Source organism: Shewanella sp. 2_MG-2023 (assembly GCF_030548905.1).
In the GTDB taxonomy this organism is placed as follows: Bacteria; Pseudomonadota; Gammaproteobacteria; order Enterobacterales; family Shewanellaceae; genus Shewanella; species Shewanella electrodiphila.
In genome coordinates this window covers 75,598-95,708 of sequence record NZ_JAUOSO010000016.1, presented here as the reverse complement: position 1 = coordinate 95,708, position 20,111 = coordinate 75,598, and the positions used below count along the sequence as shown (strand labels likewise).

The window sequence follows — 20,111 nt, the reverse complement described above, 5'->3', positions numbered from 1 at the left end:
TTACTGCTCCGCTACTTGCTGTCTTGGTCTTGGTGCACGAAGTTTAGGCTGGTGTAAATGATGTTTATCGCTGACGTTGGCTGGAAAGCCAAAACCATAATTCTCTAGAACTTGCTGAGCAGCTGTTGACTGCATGTACTGATAAAACTGTTTAGTGGTATCCCCCGCTCGCGGAGTCAGCACCATACGTTGATTAATGGGTTGATATAATGACTGGGGGATCTCTATGTAGCGGCCCATTTTGGTAAACTGCGGTGCTGATGCTAGCGACAATGCCACGATGCCACCTTGTGCTGAACCACTTAAAGCAAACTGAGCGGCTTGGGAAACATTCTCGCCCATAATGATCTTAGGTTGCAGCGCAGACCATAAATCTTTGCTCTCAAGTAACGCTTGAGCGCGCTCACCATATGGAGCATGAGCGGGATTAGCAATAACAAAACGCTTTATCTCGCCTTGGGAGACTGCCTGACTCAGACCTGTTAATTGGGGGTCTAATGCTAATTTGGAATTATTTGGCGCCACTAGGGCTAACTTACCAATGGCGTAGATATCACCATCTGAATCAGTTTTACCTGCCTTATGTAGCTGCTGTACATAAAACTCATCGGCGCTTAATAGCATTTCAAACGGTGCACCATGCTGGATCTGAGCGACAAAATTGCCAGAAGACCCATATGAAACGCGTAACGCTAAGCCCGTTTCAGCAGTAAAGTTTGCCACAATTTCATCTAAGGCAAACTTAACATTAGCCGCAGCTGCAATGGCTGGCGGTTTAGCCGCCAATGCAGAAAGCGAAAACAAAGAAGAAAGTCCTAACAAACTCGCAAGTAAAAGACTTTGAACCTTTAATACAACTCGACGGCTAAATGTCATTGGTAAGCATCCTTTGCTATTTGGTTTCGTTCCACATTGACGCAGCCTGTTCATCTGAATCACGTGCTTCGACCCAGTTATTGCCTTCTTCGCCAGCTTCAAGTTTCCAAAAAGGTGCTTTGGTTTTTAAGAAATCGATAAGGAATTCACACGCTGCAAATGCCGCTTTGCGATGCATGCTAGTAACGCCGATAAATACGATTTGTTCGCCCAGTTCCATGCGGCCAACACGATGAATAATCGTGACATAATTTAATGGCCAGCGTTCATAAGCTTGTTCAGCTAATTGCACTAATACAGCTTCTGTCATTCCTGGGTAATGTTCTAAAGTAAGATCAGTAACAGCGCTGCCATCATTGAAATCACGTACTTTCCCTGCAAATGTTACTACTGCGCCATCACTGTTATCATTTGCAATCGCATTGTATTCATCAGCAACATTGAAGTCAGCGGTTTGCACGCGCACAACTTGCCTAGGATTTTTTTCAGAACTAACGGTCATATTAACCACCTGTTACTGGTGGGAAAAAGGCAACTTCATCACCATCAACAACAGCCGCATCCCATGCACTCATCGTTTGATTAACCGCTACCAGTAATTTGTCTGATGACAATACTTTTGCCCACTTATCATCTTTAGCGGCTAATGCTTCACGTAGCTGCTCAGTATTAGTAATACCTTCAGCGGCAACTTCAACTTTAGCCGTACCGAGTAACTCTCTAACTTGTGCAAAAAATAGAACTTGGATCATGTCGATGTCTCGTATTGATTGGGTCTAACAAATAACGTTTTACTGATTGTCAGCGATTCTTGCTACCAACAATCGCACCAAACTGATTAATCTTCAGCTTGAAAATGACCTGACTTGCCGCCACGTTTTTCGAGTAAACGTACTTGGGAGATAATCATGTCTTTTTGAACCGCTTTACACATGTCATAAATGGTAAGTGCTGCTGTTGAAGCGGCAGTTAATGCTTCCATTTCCACGCCAGTTTTGCCAGAAAGTTTACACAAGCTGGTAATTCGAACACGGTTAAACTCAGGCTGAGCTTCTAGATCCACTTCAACTTTAGTCAACATTAATGGGTGACATAAAGGAATTAAATCAGAGGTTTTTTTCGCAGCTTGAATGCCTGCAATACGCGCCGTAGCGAACACATCACCTTTGTGATGACTGCCGCTCATGATCATCTCAAGCGTACTTGGCGCCATTTCGATGAATGCTTCAGCGCGTGCTTCACGTTCGGTGATATTTTTTTCAGTCACATCGACCATGTGAGCGTTGCCATCGGCATTAATATGGGTAAAACAATTGCTCATGCTAACTTGCCTTATTAGATCTTAATTTCAGTATGGAAAAGGAATACTGTTTAACAGCGACGCTGCAACACCTTAGCCACCTAACATCGCTCTATATTAACCACCAATAGAGGCTAAATGTTTGGTCACACCTGTGATCCCTTGATGTAAGTAATGAGTTTCTTCTTTCTGTGCTAATTGACTGTGCAGACGTTCAATTAATTCCGCTCGCTGAGATTCATGTTGTAATAAGTCACGTAAATCGAGACCATTTTCAGTAAACAGACATAAATGCAGTTTGCCTTTAGCTGATACACGCAAACGGTTACAGCTGGCACAAAAGTTTTTAGCGTAAGGCATAATCAAGCCAATACGGCCTTGGTAATCTGGGTGACTAAAGTTTTGCGCAGGGCCATCATCAACACTCGGCAGATCATATAACCAACCTTCTGATTCAAGCTTTAGCTTGATATCAAGACCCGCTAAATGATGGGCGTTAAAGTAATCATGGCCTAAACCCGTTTCCATCAACTCGATAAAGCGCAAATCTATCGGTGTGTTTTTAATCCAGTGTAAGAAACGTGGCAAATCTTTGTCATTTAAGCCTTTAAGCAGTACCGCATTTATTTTAATCCGCTCAAAGCCCGCCTCAAGTGCAGCATCAATACCGCGCATCACTTGATCAAACTTGTTTTCGCCTGTGATTTGGTAGAACATTTTCGGATCTAAGCTATCAACCGAAACATTTATTCGGCGCAAACCCGCGTCGTACCATTCTTTAGCGTGCTTTTCGAGGCGATAACCATTGGTTGTTGTGGCAACGGTATTAATGTTGTCATTATCAGCAACGACGCGAATGATATCGGTGAAATCTTTTCTAAGGGTCGGCTCACCACCGGTAATGCGGATTTTTTGAGTACCTACCTCACCAAAAGCCGCCACTAAATTTTCAATTTCATTTAGCGCGAGGAACTTTGGCTTGCCATCAGGTCTGTAACCGTCAGGTAGGCAATAGGTACATTTGAAATTACAAACGTCAGTGACTGACATCCGCAGATAGTGAAATCTTCGACCAAAACTGTCTTGTAGTTGGGACATGTTAACCTTTCCAAGTGTGGGAGGTAAGCGCATTTCTTTACTCACCCCGGTGGCATTATTACCACGGCTAAATACCCGTATCTGTGGACGTAGGATATAAAGCTCGGAGAACCGTCAACCTTGATTATAGGCCTAAATTCGCTCTAATCAGTACCTTTTTATGACATTTTGTCCCGGTTTGTACAAAATCTGTAAAGAATTGCGAGCTAGCTCACGAGCTCAAAATCGCACTTGCTACTGTGACCTAGCTCATTTTTGAGGTAAGGTGAGTAAAACAAAAAAATAACAACAAACCCGCCATAAACCGGGGAATGAAGATCAAAGGTGAGATGATGGAACGCGAATCTATGGAATTCGATGTAGTAATTGTCGGTGCAGGACCTGCCGGACTCGCTACTGCATGTCGATTAATGCAAATATCACAAGACGCAGACAAAGAAATGACTGTCTGTGTTGTTGAAAAAGGCTCTGAGGTTGGAGCGCACATATTATCTGGTGCGGTTTTTGAGCCTAAAGTATTGGATGAATTGTTCTCCGATTGGCGTGATTCCGATATCCCACTGAATACTAAAGTGACTCACGATGAGATTTACCTGCTAAGTTCAGACTCAAAATCTCAATTAATGTCGAACAGTTTAGTGCCTAAAACCATGCATAACGATGGTAACTACATTATTAGTGTCGGTAACCTAACACGCTGGTTAGCAGAAAAAGCTGAAGGTTTAGGTGTTGAAATCTTCCCAGGTTTTGCTGCAAGTGAAGTGCTGTTTAATCAAGATAACAGTGTGAAAGGTATATTAATTGGTGACATGGGTGTTGGCGCTAATGGCGAAGAAAAAGACAGCTATATGCCAGGTATGGAGTTACATGCCAAATACACTGTATTTTCTGAGGGTTGTCGCGGCCATCTGGGCAAGGAACTGATCGCTAAGTATCATCTCGATAATGGTAAAACACCACAGCATTACGGCCTTGGCTTTAAAGAAATTTGGAAAATTCCAGCAGAACAACATCAAGAAGGTAAAGTGGTTCACACCGGTGGCTGGCCGCTAAATCAAGGGACTTCTGGTGGTGGCTTCCTTTATCACATGGAAGATAACCAAGTCGCTGTCGGCTTGATTATTGATTTGAATTATAAAAACCCACATGTCAGCCCGTTCGATGAATTTCAACGTTATAAGCAACATCCGGTTATTGCGCAAACATTAACTGGTGGTGAGCGCTTAACCTACGGCGCTCGCGCTATCGCTAAAGGTGGATTGAATTCATTACCTAAAATGAGCTTCCCTGGTGGATTGCTTATTGGTTGTGATGCCGGGACATTGAACTTCGCCAAAATCAAAGGCACACATACAGCTATGAAGAGCGGTATTGTGGCAGCTCAAACCTTAGGCGAAGCACTCATAGCAGGTGTTGAAGCTGGTAAAGATTTAGACTGTTTCCAAACTCGTATTGAGCAAAGCTGGTTACATGAAGAGCTATTTCAATCGCGCAACTTTGGCCCTGCATTACATAAGTTCGGTACCTACTTAGGCGGCGCTTTTAACTTTATTGACCAAAATTGGTTTGGCGGGAAGTTCCCGATAACGCTTCGCGATGAAACCCCTGATCATGCTGATATGGGACTGGCTAAAGACTTCACCCCGATTGAGTACCCTAAGCCTGATGGTAAGTTAAGTTTTGATAAATTATCATCGGTTTATCTATCGAATACCTTCCATGAAGAAGATCAGAAGTGTCACCTGCAACTCAAGGACGCGTCTATCCCCATTGCTGTTAACTTAATTAAATACAATGAACCCGCGCAGCGTTATTGCCCTGCGGGAGTTTATGAAGTGGTCGCTGAAGGCGCTGAGAATAAGTTTGTGATTAATGCGCAAAACTGTATTCATTGCAAAACTTGTGACATTAAAGATCCAAGCCAAAATATTACTTGGGTAACACCTGAAGGTGGTGGCGGACCTAACTACCCGAATATGTAGTTAACCAATTAACTCATCATAAAACGCACTGACTAAAGTGCGTTTTTTATTGCCTTAATACATCACACAGACAAATCAGCTTCAAAATCCCATATAAACTATTCATTTATTCTAGCCGATGCCGATATTAGACATATTGAACTATACAGGTTGTCCCGAATGAATCAGTTAAAACACCTCTCCATTAAACAAAAAATCTTATTTTCGATGATATTTGGTGTCGTCTTTTCAACCATGCTTGTCGGAGTATTCAGTCAACGTAGTGCTAAAAATGTAATTGAACAGCGAATGCTAGACTCCGAGCTACCTAGCTTATTAATGCAAATTCGCCATAAATTAGAACTTGATATCAACAACTTACTAAATGCTGCTGAGCAACTTGCAAACAGTCGCATGTTACTCGAATGGGTTGAACAGGGACGCCCAAGCGATACTGAAGCCAATGTTGTTGCACAATTAGGCGATTTACAAGATCAGTATCAACTTGCACAAGCATCCTTTGCTGACAAAGAAACAGCAGCCTATTACACACAAGATGGCTTTTTACGCGTTTTAAACCCACAGCAAGATAGTTGGTTTTTTGATTATGTTAATAGCGGGCAAGAGCGAATGCTCAATGTATTTACTGAAACGAATGGTGAAGTAAAACTCTTTATTAATTATCAACAACCAAATGGCCGAGGCTTGGTTGGGTTAGCAAAGTCACTGGATGATATGGTACGACAGCTCGGTTCCTTCAAAATCGAAGACAGTGGTTTCGTTTACTTGGTTGATGCTAATGGCAGTGTAAAACTCCATCCTGATCCTAACCAGATAGGTAAAGCGAGTTTGAGTGGCTTCTATTCAGGAAATAATACTCAATCTTTACTGGCGCAGAATGACTTTAACCTTATGCGCATTGACGTAAATGGCCAGAGCACTATTATTGCCAGTAGCTATATTCCGGCCATGAACTGGTATTTGATTGCCGAAGTACCAGAGTCAGAAATTTTTGCCCTGTTAGATAAAGCGGTATATCAAATAATACTGGGGACGATCATTGTCGCAGTATTTTTTATTGTGGTTGCCAGCGCTGTCGCATCCTCGGTAAGTCGTCCCATTGCGAAAGTAGCTGAACTATTCAAAGATATTGGCGAGGGGGAAGGCGATTTACGCCAACGCCTTCCTGTTGAGGGAAATGATGAATTAGCTCAGCTTGCCAAAGGCTTTAATAGTTTTATTGCCAAAATACAAGAATCGGTCATAGAGGTAGCAAGAACCAGTGAACAATTAAGCTTGTCAGCAAAAGATGTCTCAGCTCAAGCGAACCAAACTCTTGATGATAGCCAACAGCAAAAAGACAGAACCATTATGGTTGTGACCGCCATTAATGAAATGGGCGCAACGGTAAATGAAATCGCCAGTAATGCTGCACAAGCCGCAGTGACAGCAAAAGAAGCTGATACTGAATCTTCTGATGGCCAGCAGGTCGTTATGAGTGCAAGAACAACCATTAATCAATTATCAAATGATGTAGAGCAAGTCGGTGAAGTGATTGAGTCTCTTGCAACCCACACTAAATCCATTGGTGGTATTTTAGATGTGATCCGTGCAATCTCAGAACAAACTAACTTACTGGCATTGAATGCTGCGATTGAAGCGGCAAGAGCGGGTGAAGCAGGCAGAGGGTTTGCGGTTGTAGCTGATGAGGTAAGAAACCTTGCTTCTCGTACTGCTGATTCCACCAACGAAGTACAAACCATGATTGATAAACTGCAATCTGAAGCAAGTCGTGCCGTTGTTGCCATGGAAACGTCACGTAACCGCTCCCAAGAAGGGGTGAATGCAGTAGATGAAGCAAGCCAATCACTCAGCGGCATTAGCCAGCAAATTGCTTCAATCAGTGATATGAACATTCAAGTTGCTGCGGCGACAGAAGAGCAATCAACGGTCGTAGAAGATATTAATCGTAATGTCACAGAAATTAATGATATTACTCAACGTACAGCTGATACGGCTCAAGCGGCGGCACAAGCAAGTGAGTCTCTCAACGCCCTAGCGGGTCGACTGGATGTGTTAGTAGCTCGATTTAAAATTGAATAAATATAGGAAATTTTCCAATAAAAAACGCACAATTTATTGTGCGTTTTTTTAATTATATCATTTTTGACAAAGACGATTTAATAATAACTGATTGAAATGAAATAATTAATCGCCATAAGTTAACGATAAGCAAACCCCTCGCCACTTGTTAGCTTGATTATATTATGTAGCTTATTAAACCTTTAAGCCGGTTCACCAGCAGGGCCATATAATCGATATTGCCAGTTTTCGATTTGGTGAGTATCAATACGTCTTTGCATACTCGCCACCCAGTTTTGTGCTAAGCCTTCACATTGCATCAATTGCTGATATTGTTCAGGGTCGACTTCAGGTAAGAAGTAAATCTTCATCGCCTGGGCAATACTGATGTCGGTTTTTCGTTCAATCAACACTATGCTGTCATTTGCGTTAATTTCTCCCGCTTGCAGCACTTTATAAAACCAACCACACATGCGACTTTCTTGCATTGCTAATGCAAATTTAGGATGACTAAACTGTAGATTAAGCTTAAAGCATGGCGAGCGCGGTTGTGTCACTTGTAGAAGTGCTTCACCTATTTGAATAATGTCACCAATATTCACTTGTGACTCATCTAAACCTACAGTACTGATGTTTTCCCCCATGGCTGGGACATCTTTAAAGTTAGTGATTAAATCCCAACGACGATACTGACCATAATGCTCACGCGGAAAATGGTGTAATACACGTTCTTCACCGCCATGATGAATCGGATCGGCTTGCTTATCACCTTCCACACCATGTTGCGTCACACTAAGACTTTGCACCGGGAGTTTATTATTCATACCACTATCAATACTTTCTAAGGTATCAATTTTATCTCCACGGAATAATCCTGAGATCTTTTTTGCTAACACATAGCCTGCCATTAATACGCTCTCGTCATGATATGAACAAATATAGAATTTATTAACTGTGAATTAATAAGACAACACCACCTGATTTCGACCTTGCTCCTTTGCTTGATACAAGGCGATATCTGCGCGGTTAATGAGTTCTTCAGGTGTCTCAGTTTTACGATACTCAGCAACGCCGCTGCTAATGGTGATATTAATATCATTGCCATTCACTTTGATACTTCTAGCAGCGACAGTTTCACGCATGCGATCAGCTAATTCATGCGCATGACTGATATTCATATTAGGTAATAATACCAAAAACTCCTCTCCACCCCAGCGACAAAGTAAATCCGCTTCTTTAAGGTTTGACTTGAGTACATTGGCTGCAGACTGAATCACCAGATCTCCGATATTATGCCCATATTTATCATTCACTTGTTTGAAATGATCGATATCGATAATGAGCACAGCCATCGGTGTTGACTCGACCAAAGATCGAGATAAAGCTGGGGTAAAGTATTCTTCAAACGCTTGCCTGTTGGCTGCACCGGTTAATTTATCTGTCGACGCCATCATTTCCAATTTTCTTTGGTATTTACCCAAAGTCATATTGGCAATCAATAAAATCCCAAAGGTCACCACTAAACTCAAACCAATGTTGAGCCAAAATGTTGTGAGCAATTTCTTTTCTGCCAACACTTCATCTTGCTCAACCATCAAATACCATTGAAACTCTTCAACCAAACGGCTATTCAAATAAATCGTTCTGTTATCTCGCCTATAGGAAAAAGATGCACTTGGGCTGGTTAAAATACGGGTTGCTAACTTCTCTAACCCTGCTGTCGATTGTAAAGTAGTCGCACCATCAAACCCTTTGCTGCGCAAAGTAATATTGCCTTGTCTATCAGAGAAATAAACTTTGCGGTTATAACGTGTCTGGTATAGCTCAATCATCTTTTTCACGCTTTCAACGGCCAAACCTACACCGGTGACACCAATGAAATTACCTTCAAAGTCATACACCTTATAATTAACATAAATGACCGTACGATTTTTATCGGCGGTATCGGTATCAATGTTAATTTCATAGTCTTCTGACTTAGGTAATGAACGTACTCGAAAATACCAAGCATCTTCACTTGAAACATCTTCAATTTTTTTTAGCACACCACTGGAATGATAGTAATTCCGACTCGATTCAGAGATGAAAAAACTGGTTACCGTATTATATTTTTGCTGGATTTCGTTAAGGTATCGGATCAGTTTTTCAGGGTCTTGCTCATCATTAATGGTCCAGTCCCGAACAAAGGTATCTTGCGCCATTAACGAGGATATAAAGATAGGTCGTAGAAGGTCTTGTTGAATTTCAGAATAGATATTGTCACTGGTCAGCGGCAATGTATTATCTTCTATTTGCTCGCTTAATGATTCATGTGCAACTTGGTAGCTAATTCCACTTGTGACAATAAATGCAGCTAAAAGCAGTATGGATAACATCCAAATAAAACGCTTTTTATCGTTCCAAACTTTATTTCCCATAACGCCCCTACTAAAACTGAGCTCTTCAAAGTAGTAATGGATGCAAGTGGTTACTGATGTATGTGACTACATAGGCAAGTGGCAATCTATTATTAGCTTGATAAGAACTGGTATATGCGAACATGTTAAACCAATGTAAATACTAACTGAAAAGCAATGAAGGCGCATCGGATTTTTGAGCCAAAAACTCTGTATTTATCAGGTATTGCAAATCCTTTATTTTTACCGAGACAAAAAAAGACCCTGTAAATGGGGGGATACAGGGTCGTAAATTCAAACCAAAAATTAAATAGGGTTGTAATTAACTCCCAGGAAGTGGAAGGGCTATATCAAACTAAATCTTTAGCGGAAAAGAATTGGCTTTCAACAAATTACGGCGAAATTATAGATTTACTACATGACATAATCGCGACAGTTATGTGACAGAAAAATGAAGCTATCCACCAAAAGACAACTTCACTTACTTAACTATTTATTTTCCTATTCAGTTAGCTAAATAGTGTTTTAAGTCGTCACCAGGAACAGAGCTTGGCGTCGCAACAGCAAAAGCCGCCCATCTCGCCCCTTCTTCCATCGCTTCAGTAATGCTTTTTTGCTTACACAGGAAGTGAATTAAACCTGCTGCGTATGCATCGCCTGCGCCTGTGGTATCCACCACCTCAGATAGAACAGCAGGTACATGTACTTGATCATCCTCACTATAAGCGATGGCTCCATTTTCACCATCGGTTACCACAAAGTAACGTAATGACTCACCGGCTATTTGAGTCGCAAAACGCCATTTTTCTTCATTGCAGCGCCCCTCCATATCGGTAATAGAGGCAATGAGAATATGACATGGGCGCACTCGTTCATCTTTGGCTAGTTGCGACACGACAAGGCAGGAGTCTAAAGCTGACTCGGTCCAACCACTGATACCTTTTGCAGAAGAATTAGTATAGAGAGCATCAAATTGCTGCCAATTAGGTGGAGAGGATAATGCAAATATTGGACGTTCTGGGCGAATAATGGTTCGCTCACCGTCTGGCGTCATCACCAATAGCATTTCACAGGTGTTGCCCTGAAAACGTTCTACTAAGCGACAATCTAAACCTTGGGTACTGGCTTGAGCTAAAATCCAGTTACCAATTTTATCATTGCCTACTTGGCTAACTAGCGAAACTGAATGACCTGCCCAAACAAGACCGATCCCTGTATTGGCGCCACCACCACCCAGCCGTAAACCACCATCTTCATAATGAAAACGTCCACCGGTTTGTAATGGTTTGTCTAACTGAAGTAGTCGGTCACAGTTAATATTGGCAAGCAGTAAAATATTGGCCATAGCAATCTCTTTTAACTATTCAATGTTCAATGCACCAACATCATTATGATAGAAATGACAAAATGGTGAGAATAGAGATGATGCATTCAAATTCAGTATACTGCAAATAACAAAAAAGGCAGTGACTATGGTCACTGCCTTTCATTAACTTATTTCTTAAACGTTAGATACTTACATATCAGCGGCTTGTAATGGTTTACGTAATTGCGCACGAACATTATCCATTCCTGAATAAAATTCTTTCATCATTAACAAGCCCATCATTTTGCCGTTATCAGTCCAAATCAAGTTGTCTGGGTCATTCGGGTCATTCTTAATCGCACCAATGGCTCTCATTGAAGCCATTTCTTTAAATAATGCGGTATCTAAGTTAACACCAAATGTGTCGCGGAAGTATTTACGTGACAAACGGCCTGAGAACATACCTAGCAAGAAGCGGTATTGCATCACTTCTTTCTTGCCGTATTGCTTTTGTTGCTCAACACCCATCTTGCCACTGGCAATACGTTCTTGGTATTTCTTCAACGAGAAAGTGTTCACGTATAAGGTATCATCTAAGAAACTAAATGAACCAGAACCGACTCCTAAGTATTCATCAAAATCGATAACGTATTCATCAAAGCCTTCATTATTGGCTTTACCAAAAGCCCAACCAGAAAGTTGAGTGTACTGGCCATTTAAGCTATTTAGAATTTGACGGTATTGACGCGCCATGTCGCCATGAGGTGCGGCTAGCTTGCCTTTCACACTCTTACGGGTTTGATGGGTAATCATCAATGGATAAGTGGTGATTTGGCGAGGGTCTAATTTTGAAGCCATATCCAAATCATGTTGGATAACTTCATCGGTTTGACCACGGAAACCGAAAATCAAATCAACATTAATAATTGGGAATAATTCTTTAGCCGCCATAATGCGGTCAAAAGTCTGCTGACCAGTGCCGAACTTTTCAATACGGTCAGTCATGGTCAAAATGTCATCGTTAAAGCTCTGTACACCAATAGACATACGATCGACTAAGCCTTCTAATTGCTTAAAGCCTTCACTGTCTAAATGTTGAGGATCTGATTCACATGACACTTCTTTAATACTTGGGAACAGCTTTTTAGCATGTTCAATAGTGCGAGCAAGTTCATCTTCAAGCACTGTTGTGGTGCCACCACCGATGTACATAGATTCGAAATCGTAACCGAGGTTTTTAACCATATCCATTTCTTTACGTAAAGAAACGAAATAGCGACGAGCCTTGTCTTCATTAAATAAGAAGCGATGAAAAGTACAGTAAGAACACAAGGTATGACAAAAAGGCACGTGCGCATAGAGCATATACTTTTTGCCTTCCACTGGGTTCGGCATCATTTCTGCAGATACAGTATCTAAGCGCAAATTACGGTCAACGTAAAATTGCATCACTTTTTCCATCGCACTGATCATCCAATCTGGCGTAGTAATATTGGCCTGGTAAGGTGATTGGATAATTTTATCTGATGGCTTAATTATTGATGACATAGCACTTCCTATCTTAAAATATGTACATACTCGCAATGCTAAACGATTGCTGATTGAGCAGAGTACTCTCAATCGAGTAACCATTATGTGAACTATCTATAACTTAGGAGGTAATCACAACTGATTCAATTGATTTTTACCATAGAGATCACAGATTAGCACTCATTAAATAACCAATACCTAATGTACACTATCCGTATGTTAAATATAACAAAGCTTTATGTTGTAATTTTGAACGTTAAAATTCAGATACAAAAACACCCTCAAAGCAAAGCTATTGAGGGTGTTTACGATTCAATATAGAGACTAATTAGTCTTTATATTTAAGCTCGCCTTTTTCTTTGATTTCATCATACCAAAGGTTGTGATGCTGTTTAGCCCACTGCTCATCACAGTAGCCAGACACCATACAATCCATACCACCTTCAGACATAGCGGTTGCCATGAAGATATGCACGATAGAGAAAGCACAGATTACGATAGCGCTCACTGAGTGAGTAACTAGTGCAATCAAACTTAAGGTACGGCTTGGTTCAAATAAGTTCGGGAACAGTAATAACATTCCTGATACTGAGATGATTAGACCGAATAGAGCAAATGCCCAGAACCATAGTTTTTCACCTGCGTTAGCAAAACCAGCGTCAGGGTGCTTGCCTTTAAATGGACCGAAGTTAATGTAACCACCAACCACCATCATCCATTTAATGTCATACATTTTTGGCATTTGGTTTTTAGCCCAAAGTACTACCATTAACGCCCAACCCAACATGAATGGGATAGCCATGTAATCATGGATAACTTTAGAAGCATTTACCAATCCAGCCCACATACCTTCACCAATGTATGGCTGAAGGAAGTAACGGCCAGCAAGTAGTACTAAACCTGTCAAAATCAATAACATGCAAGGAATCGCACCTAGCCAGTGAATTGATACGTCAAATTTAGACCAGCGATATACCATCTTACCAGTGAAACCACCGTGTAATTTCGAAATACCGTTAATTTTCATAAACAGTACGAAAATGATGATCATGCCAAATAGCGATAAAGCTAAAGCAGGAGCAAGCCAGTCACTACGCAAATCAAATACACGTAAATCATAGGTATTGATTGGTTGTTTATGGAACTCACTTGTTGAAGTCGTACGTCCTTCAGCACCGTCTTTAAGCTGTGCCCATAATTGTGCATTGCCATCTTGAACGGTTAGAGACTCTTCAACATTTCCACTTGCGTGGGCGAAGGTCATGACACTGAACATCAGTGCGATAACAACGCCAATTTGTTTGAACCACTTGTTCATATTACATCCTCTATGCTATTCGATGCCTAGGTTGCCCTAGGCATCATAGCTAAGCTGACTAACACGCTTGGAGATTAACCCCAAACACCTTTGTTAGCTCCGCGGTATGCAACACGCTCGCGGAAGATAGCAGAAACGATTTCTGCATCACCTGCAAGCAGTGCTTTGGTTGAACAAAGCTCAGCACACATTGGAAGTTTACCTTCAGCGACACGGTTAGCACCGTACTTCTCACGCTCAGCGTGTGAATGATCTTCTTCAGGGCCACCAGCACAGAAAGTACACTTGTCCATCTTGCCACGGCTGCCGAAAGCGCCTGACTGAGGGAACTGTGGAGCACCGAAAGGACATGCATATAAACAGTAACCACAACCGATACAAGTATCTTTGTCGTGAAGTACGATGCCGTCTTCTGTTTTGTAGAAACAATCTGCAGGACATACTGCCATACAAGGTGCATCACTACAGTGCATACATGCAACTGAGATTGACGCTTCACCGCGCACACCATCATTGATAGTGACAACACGACGACGTTGGATACCCCACTCTAAAGCAGAGTCGTTTTCGTTTTTACAAGCTGTGACACAACCATTACATTCAATGCAGCGCTTGGTATCACATAAAAATTTCATTGTAGCCATTTGGCAATTCTCCTAGCTATAGCTGCAGTTACGCTTTTTCAATTTGACAAAGCGATGCTTTGGTTTCCTGCATTTGCGTCACAGGGTCATAACCGTAGGTCAATGCAGTGTTACATGATTCACCTAGTACGTAAGGTACTGTGCCTTCTGGGTAATTAGCCTCAAGACTCTCACCATGCATCTCACCAGCGAAGTGGTAAGGCATCCAAGTAACACCAGGCTTAACGCGTGGAGTAACCATTGCCTTAATCTTAATACGTCCGCCTTCAGCACCTTCTAACCACACTGTGTCGCCGTCACGAAGACCACGGTCAGCAGCATCAGCAGGGTTAATTTCAACAAACATTTCTTGTTGAAGCTCTGCAAGCCAAGGGTTAGAACGAGATTCTTCACCACCACCTTCATACTCAACCAGACGACCAGAAGTCAGTGCTAATGGGTACTTAGCGCTGTTGTCATTGTCTTGAATTGACTTGTAAAGTGTTGGTAGACGATGTACTTGCATATCTGCGTACGTTGGGTACTTAGATACTAAGTCACGACGAGGCGTGTATAACGGCTCACGGTGAACAGGTACTTGGTCAGGGAATGTCCAAACAATACAACGAGCTTTAGCATTACCGTAAGGGATACAGCCGTGCTTCATTGCAACGCGTTGGATACCACCTGAGATATCAGTTTTCCAGTTTTTACCTTCTGCATGAACTTTTTCTTCAGCAGTTAGCTCGTCAAACCAGCCAAGCTGTTTAAGCATGTCTGCAGTGAACTCTGGGTAACCGTCAGTGATTTCAGCACCTTTAGAGAAGCTGCCTTCAGCTAACAAGTTCTTACCTTGGTATTCGGTACCGTAACGTGCACGGAAATTACCACCACCATCAAGAACATGCTTGCTTGTGTTATAAAGAATTTGAGTACCTGGATGCTTCTGCTCAGGAGTTCCCCAACAAGGCCAAGGTAAACCGTAAGTTTCGCCTTTAGCAGGTCCGCCAGCAGCTTCAAGTGTCTTGTTGCTGAACGTGCCCCAGTTTTGGGTGTGCTCTTTGATACGCTCAGGGCTTTGACCTGACATACCAATGGTCCACATACCGCGGTTAATTTCGCGAGTAATGTCTTCGATAACAAGCACGTCATTGGCATCTTTAGCGATACGCTTAGTGTACTCGTCTGCAAAACCAAGCTTTTGAGATAAACGGTACATAATCTCAAGGTCAGTTTTTGATTCGAATAATGGCTCAACAACTTTTTCACGCCATTGTTGTGAACGACCAGAGTTAGATACTGAACCTTCAGTTTCGAACTGAGTACAAGCTGGTAGCAAGTAAACGCCGTTTTGACGACGATGCATTACACCAGCCATTGTTGGGAATGGATCCACAACAACTACCGTGTCCATCTTGTCTAGTGCGTCACGAACATCATCTTGACGCGTTTCAGTGTTAACTGATTGACCCCAGAAGAAGCCCATGCGTACACGGTCTTTTTGTGCTAATTTTTCAGGTGTTTCTAAAACACCGTCATGCCAGCGTGAACAAGGAATACCGGGAGTATTCATTGGTACGCGACCAAGGTATTCATTTTGGTCGAAACGGTTTTTCACCCAGTCTAGCTCGATGTCCCACACGTTTGTCCAGTGATCCCATGCGCCAGAAGTTAAGCCGTAGTAACCAGGTAAGTTATCGAATAACAAACCTAAATCAGTCGCGCCTTGAACGTTATCGTGACCACGGAAAATGTTAGTACCGCCACCAGAAACACCCATGTTACCCAGTGCTAATTGAAGGATACAGTAAGCACGTGTATTCGCGTTACCTACGTGATGCTGAGTACCACCCATACACCAAACAACAGTACCTGGACGGTTATCTGCCATCATTTTCGCAGCTTGGTAAACTTCTTCTTCGCTACAACCAGTGATGTCTGCAACTTCTTTCGGTGGGAACTTCTTCACTTCTTCGAGAATTGATTCCATTTCGAAAACACGTTCTTTGATGAACGTTTTGTCTTCCCAACCGTTTTCAAAGATGTGCCAAAGCATACCGTAGATGAAAGGGATATCCGTACCTGGACGTAGTGCACAATGAAGATCAGAGTGTGCAGCAGTACGTGAGAAACGTGGGTCAACAACAATAATTTTTGCGTTGTTTTTCTCTTTAGCAATAAGGATATGCTGCATTGCAACTGGATGCGCTTCAGCCGGGTTTGCACCGATGAAGAAGATTGCATTTGCATTCTGGATATCATTGAAAGAGTTAGTTTGCGCACCGTAGCCCCAAGTGTTAGCAACACCGGCTACCGTGGTAGAGTGACAAATACGAGCAGAGTGATCGACGTTGTTCGTGCCCCACATTGCCGCAAATTTACGGTACATGTAGCAGCCTTCGTTCGAGAACTTAGCACTACCCATAAAGTAAACTGAATCAGGACCTGATTCTTCACGGATATCCATCATCTTGTCGCCGACTTCGTTGTAAGCCTGCTCCCAAGATAGTTTCTTCCACTTGCCGTCAACCAATTTCATTGGGTATTTAAGACGCTTTTCGCCATGACCATGTTCACGGATAGCAGCACCTTTTGCACAGTGACCACCAGCGTTAAATGGATGATCGAATGCAGGTTCTTGACCTGTCCACACACCATTTTGTACTTCAGCGTATAAACCACAACCAACAGCACATGCAGAACATACAGTACGTTTGATTTCAGTTGGTGCATCATGCGGTACATCATGCGCTTCAGCTCTACGCATCATACCAGTGCCCATTAATGAAGCAGCGGCGATACCACCTGTTGCAATACCTGCATTCTTCATAAATTGACGACGGTTAATACCGAGCGACTTTGATGCAGCTTTAGGTGCTGCGGTAGACTTGCGAGTTAACTTCATCGCTTATTTCTCCTGAATTAGCCGCGTAAGCTATCGTAGTAGCTACGAATATGCGCAGTTTCTTTGTAACCTTTAGCATTTTTGCTGCTAACGTTACTCTCGGTTGCTTGGGCCACACTCACACCTGAAACAGCAATTGCTGCAGTAGCAGCGCTACCTACGGTGATGGCTTTCAGCAAAGATCTGCGGTTCAGATCAGGCTGTTGCTTCTTCATCTTTACTCCCGGTTAAATCACACCAACTCATCGGTTGATGCCCTAATAGGCCTTCTCGATTCCTCAAAACCTGTTGTTAACAACAAGTTAATGAAAGTGAATCCAAAAGGTAAAAACACTTCTAAATGAATAATGTTAAAAATTTTACGCCGCTAATATATAGGGAGAGTGGTCGAAAAAAATTGATCTAGCACCAGTTCACATTCCAAAAAAAGCGATGGAATCAACAAAGCGTTAACTGGGTCATATTTTAGAAAGGTTTGCTTTTGAAATGAACAAATCTGCAGCTTAATCCGCAAAGCTACATTTGTTAAAAACCTTAACATCTCATGCAGTTAGATAGTTGATAAGCTATCCTTGTTATTGAGAATCCTTATTATTCACTTATAGCATTTATGACTTAAAACTAACGGAGATAGTACTCTTAGCTATTAACGATGCCCAAGTAACGGCCTAAATAAATACTTATCGACTCATTAACAATCAAGTGACTTCTTACGCAAAATGATTCTACGAACAATGCTTAAATTGAGTGACAGTTAAAGGGGCAATTAAAGGGATAATGACAGAACCAAAAGACACACCAAAAGACAAACAATCAGCCCCAAAATCGAGGCACTTTGAATGACCTTCAAACTCGGGTTAGCTTGAAGTAATTTTTAAATGTAAGCTGGGAAATTAGACTGGTAGTTAGATAATACATAAACAACATTTTTCCATAGCGTCTTTACAAAAATAAAACCTCTACCAATAAAAACACCCCAACGAGATTAGCTCGGTTGAGGTGTTTTTCACTGCTTTAGCCTTATTGGCTTAGTTCAATTACTCTTGGTATTTCAAGGTACCGTTAGCTTTGATTTCATCGTACCAAAGATTGTGATGCTGGATTGCCCAGTTCTCATCACAATAACCTGAAACCATCGATTCCATACCACCTTCACTTAATGCTGTTGCCATCCAAATGTGTACTATCGTGAATGCAATTAAAATTGCAGCACTAACACCATGAACAAGTAACGCAAGCATTGAAGCTTCTCGCGGTAAATCTAAGCCAGGAAGCACTAACATCATGCCTGATACGCTGATAAATAGACCAAAGAATACTAAGGTCCAAAACCACATCTTTTCACCAGCATTGGCAAAGCCACTGTCTGGATGCTTTCCTTTGAATGGACCAAAGTTGATGTAACCACCGACCACAAGGAACCATTTTAAATCGTACATTTTAATGGTTTGTAGTGGCATCCATTTAACAATACATACCAACCAAGATACGATGAAAACAGGACCTGTCCAATCATGCACAAACTTACTGAAAGCAATGACCCCGGCCCAAATGCTGGCACTCACATAAGGTTGAATAGCAAATTTACCTAATATGATCATCAAACCCGTCAGCATTAAGATTAAACAAGCAATTGCCATAATCCAATGCAGTAAAATATCTGCTTTAGACCATCGTTCAACCATCTTGCCTGAAAAACCTTTGGTTAATTTTGCTGGGCCATTGACAAAATAGAACACTAAAAATGCACCAAATACACCTACAAGCGCTAACGCTACTGCAGGGGTAATATAGTCATCCCTAATAATTCTACCTTCATTGCCACCAACATTGATTAATACTCCAGGTTCAATGCCTTGTGCTGTAGTGCGACCAGTTTCACCGCCTTTTACAGCCCGCCATAATTCAGCTGGGTTATCTTTCGCTGCCTGCTGCTTACTTGATTGTTCATCTGCTGCTAAGGTTGTGGTTGAAAAACCCAACCCCATCACCAGAACCAACAGAGCAAACAAGCTACGCAGTGATTTGTTTAACTGTTTGTTTAACATTGTCACTCCTTGCTTGGTTACGGACAAAAGCCCGTAACCTTTTGCTCTGCCTAAACCATATCACCCGTTTTAGGGTCGTAACCCCAAATTGCATCCGGGTTACCACGTTTCGCCATACGTTCGCGGTAAATAGTCGATACGATATCTGCATCACCAGCTAACAATGCTTTGGTTGAACAAAGCTCTGCACACATAGGTAATTTACCTTCAGCAATACGGTTTGCACCATACTTCTGACGCTCGGCTTCTGAATGGTTCTCTTCTGGGCCACCGGCACAGAAAGTACACTTATCCATTTTGCCGCGACTGCCAAATGCTGTCTTTTTCGGGAACTGAGGTGCACCGAAAGGACAAGCATAGAAACAGTAACCACAACCGATACAAGTATCTTTATCATGCAGTACAATGCCGTCGTCGGTTTGATAAAAACAATCCGCCGGACAAACGGCCATACAAGGTGCATCTGTACAGTGCATACATGCAACTGAAATTGATGCTTCGCCTGGTTCACCATCATTGATAGTAACCACGCGACGACGTTGAATACCCCACTCTAGAGCGGAATCGTTTTCGTTCTTACAAGCTGTGACGCAACCGTTACACTCGATGCAGCGTTTTGTGTCACACAAAAATTTCATGACTGCCATAGTGGCTTATCTCCTCATCAA

The 20,111-nt window shown here is 42.1% G+C and carries 17 protein-coding genes and 1 riboswitch; of the genes, 2 read left to right on the top strand and 15 right to left on the bottom strand.

The genetic code is table 11. The features are described from left to right. From modA to moaA, 5 genes are all read right to left on the bottom strand, one after another. On the bottom strand, positions 1-876 hold the full coding sequence (gene modA / locus Q4600_RS16070) for a molybdate ABC transporter substrate-binding protein (protein WP_102527603.1): 876 nt from the start codon (positions 874-876) through the stop codon (positions 1-3). 16 nt (positions 877-892) lie between these two features. Further along, positions 893-1,378 carry a molybdopterin synthase catalytic subunit MoaE gene (gene moaE / locus Q4600_RS16065; RefSeq protein ID WP_102527602.1) on the bottom strand — a complete coding sequence of 162 codons (486 nt, stop codon included), beginning with the start codon at positions 1,376-1,378 and terminating at the stop codon, positions 893-895. Between the two features lies 1 nt (position 1,379). Beyond that, the gene (moaD, locus tag Q4600_RS16060) at positions 1,380-1,628 is read right to left on the bottom strand and encodes a molybdopterin synthase sulfur carrier subunit (protein ID WP_102527601.1); all 249 of its coding nucleotides are present in this window, start codon (positions 1,626-1,628) and stop codon (positions 1,380-1,382) included. Between the two features lie 86 nt (positions 1,629-1,714). Next, positions 1,715-2,197: a cyclic pyranopterin monophosphate synthase MoaC gene (moaC, locus tag Q4600_RS16055; protein ID WP_102527600.1), complete on the bottom strand. Its 483-nt coding sequence runs from the start codon at positions 2,195-2,197 to the stop codon at positions 1,715-1,717. A gap of 96 nt (positions 2,198-2,293) precedes the next feature. Further along, positions 2,294-3,274, bottom strand: a complete 981-nt coding sequence (gene moaA / locus Q4600_RS16050) for a GTP 3',8-cyclase MoaA (RefSeq protein ID WP_102527599.1) — start codon at positions 3,272-3,274, stop codon at positions 2,294-2,296. Further along, positions 3,262-3,395: riboswitch (molybdenum cofactor riboswitch) on the bottom strand. It overlaps the preceding gene by 13 nt. 211 nt (positions 3,396-3,606) lie before the next feature. Here moaA and Q4600_RS16045 point away from each other — a divergent pair. Continuing rightward, positions 3,607-5,256 (top strand): electron transfer flavoprotein-ubiquinone oxidoreductase, encoded by a 1,650-nt coding sequence (locus Q4600_RS16045; protein WP_102527598.1) that lies wholly within the window; start codon positions 3,607-3,609, stop codon positions 5,254-5,256. A 159-nt stretch (positions 5,257-5,415) separates the two neighbouring features. Next, a complete protein-coding gene (locus Q4600_RS16040) occupies positions 5,416-7,338 on the top strand; it encodes a methyl-accepting chemotaxis protein (protein ID WP_229370200.1) in 1,923 nt (640 codons plus the stop codon). A 182-nt stretch (positions 7,339-7,520) separates the two neighbouring features. Here the strand turns inward: Q4600_RS16040 and Q4600_RS16035 are convergent, their stop codons facing one another. The 10 genes from Q4600_RS16035 to fdh3B (Q4600_RS15990) form a co-directional block, all read right to left on the bottom strand. Then, positions 7,521-8,225: an MOSC domain-containing protein gene (locus Q4600_RS16035; RefSeq protein ID WP_303517113.1), complete on the bottom strand. Its 705-nt coding sequence runs from the start codon at positions 8,223-8,225 to the stop codon at positions 7,521-7,523. Between the two features lie 51 nt (positions 8,226-8,276). After that, positions 8,277-9,734, bottom strand: a complete 1,458-nt coding sequence (locus Q4600_RS16030) for a sensor domain-containing diguanylate cyclase (RefSeq protein ID WP_303517112.1) — start codon at positions 9,732-9,734, stop codon at positions 8,277-8,279. A 484-nt stretch (positions 9,735-10,218) separates the two neighbouring features. Next, entirely contained in the window at positions 10,219-11,058 is an 840-nt protein-coding gene (locus tag Q4600_RS16025; RefSeq protein WP_303517111.1) for a PfkB family carbohydrate kinase, read from the bottom strand. Positions 11,059-11,229: 171 nt separating this feature from the next. Then, on the bottom strand, positions 11,230-12,567 hold the full coding sequence (locus tag Q4600_RS16020; protein WP_102527593.1) for a coproporphyrinogen III oxidase family protein: 1,338 nt from the start codon (positions 12,565-12,567) through the stop codon (positions 11,230-11,232). Between the two features lie 310 nt (positions 12,568-12,877). Further along, positions 12,878-13,867, bottom strand: coding sequence for a formate dehydrogenase subunit gamma (locus Q4600_RS16015; RefSeq protein WP_102527592.1), 990 nt, complete (start codon positions 13,865-13,867; stop codon positions 12,878-12,880). 74 nt (positions 13,868-13,941) lie between these two features. Next, entirely contained in the window at positions 13,942-14,511 is a 570-nt protein-coding gene (fdh3B, locus tag Q4600_RS16010) for a formate dehydrogenase FDH3 subunit beta (RefSeq protein ID WP_102527591.1), read from the bottom strand. Positions 14,512-14,539: 28 nt separating this feature from the next. Then, positions 14,540-17,395, bottom strand: a complete 2,856-nt coding sequence (locus tag Q4600_RS16005) for a molybdopterin-dependent oxidoreductase (RefSeq protein WP_102527590.1) — start codon at positions 17,393-17,395, stop codon at positions 14,540-14,542. 17 nt (positions 17,396-17,412) lie between these two features. Next, a complete protein-coding gene (locus tag Q4600_RS16000; protein ID WP_102527589.1) occupies positions 17,413-17,610 on the bottom strand; it encodes a twin-arginine translocation signal domain-containing protein in 198 nt (65 codons plus the stop codon). Positions 17,611-18,432: 822 nt separating this feature from the next. After that, positions 18,433-19,443, bottom strand: a complete 1,011-nt coding sequence (locus Q4600_RS15995) for a formate dehydrogenase subunit gamma (RefSeq protein ID WP_102527588.1) — start codon at positions 19,441-19,443, stop codon at positions 18,433-18,435. A 50-nt stretch (positions 19,444-19,493) separates the two neighbouring features. Then, positions 19,494-20,090 carry a formate dehydrogenase FDH3 subunit beta gene (gene fdh3B / locus Q4600_RS15990; RefSeq protein ID WP_102527587.1) on the bottom strand — a complete coding sequence of 199 codons (597 nt, stop codon included), beginning with the start codon at positions 20,088-20,090 and terminating at the stop codon, positions 19,494-19,496. Positions 20,091-20,111: the final 21 nt, after the last annotated feature.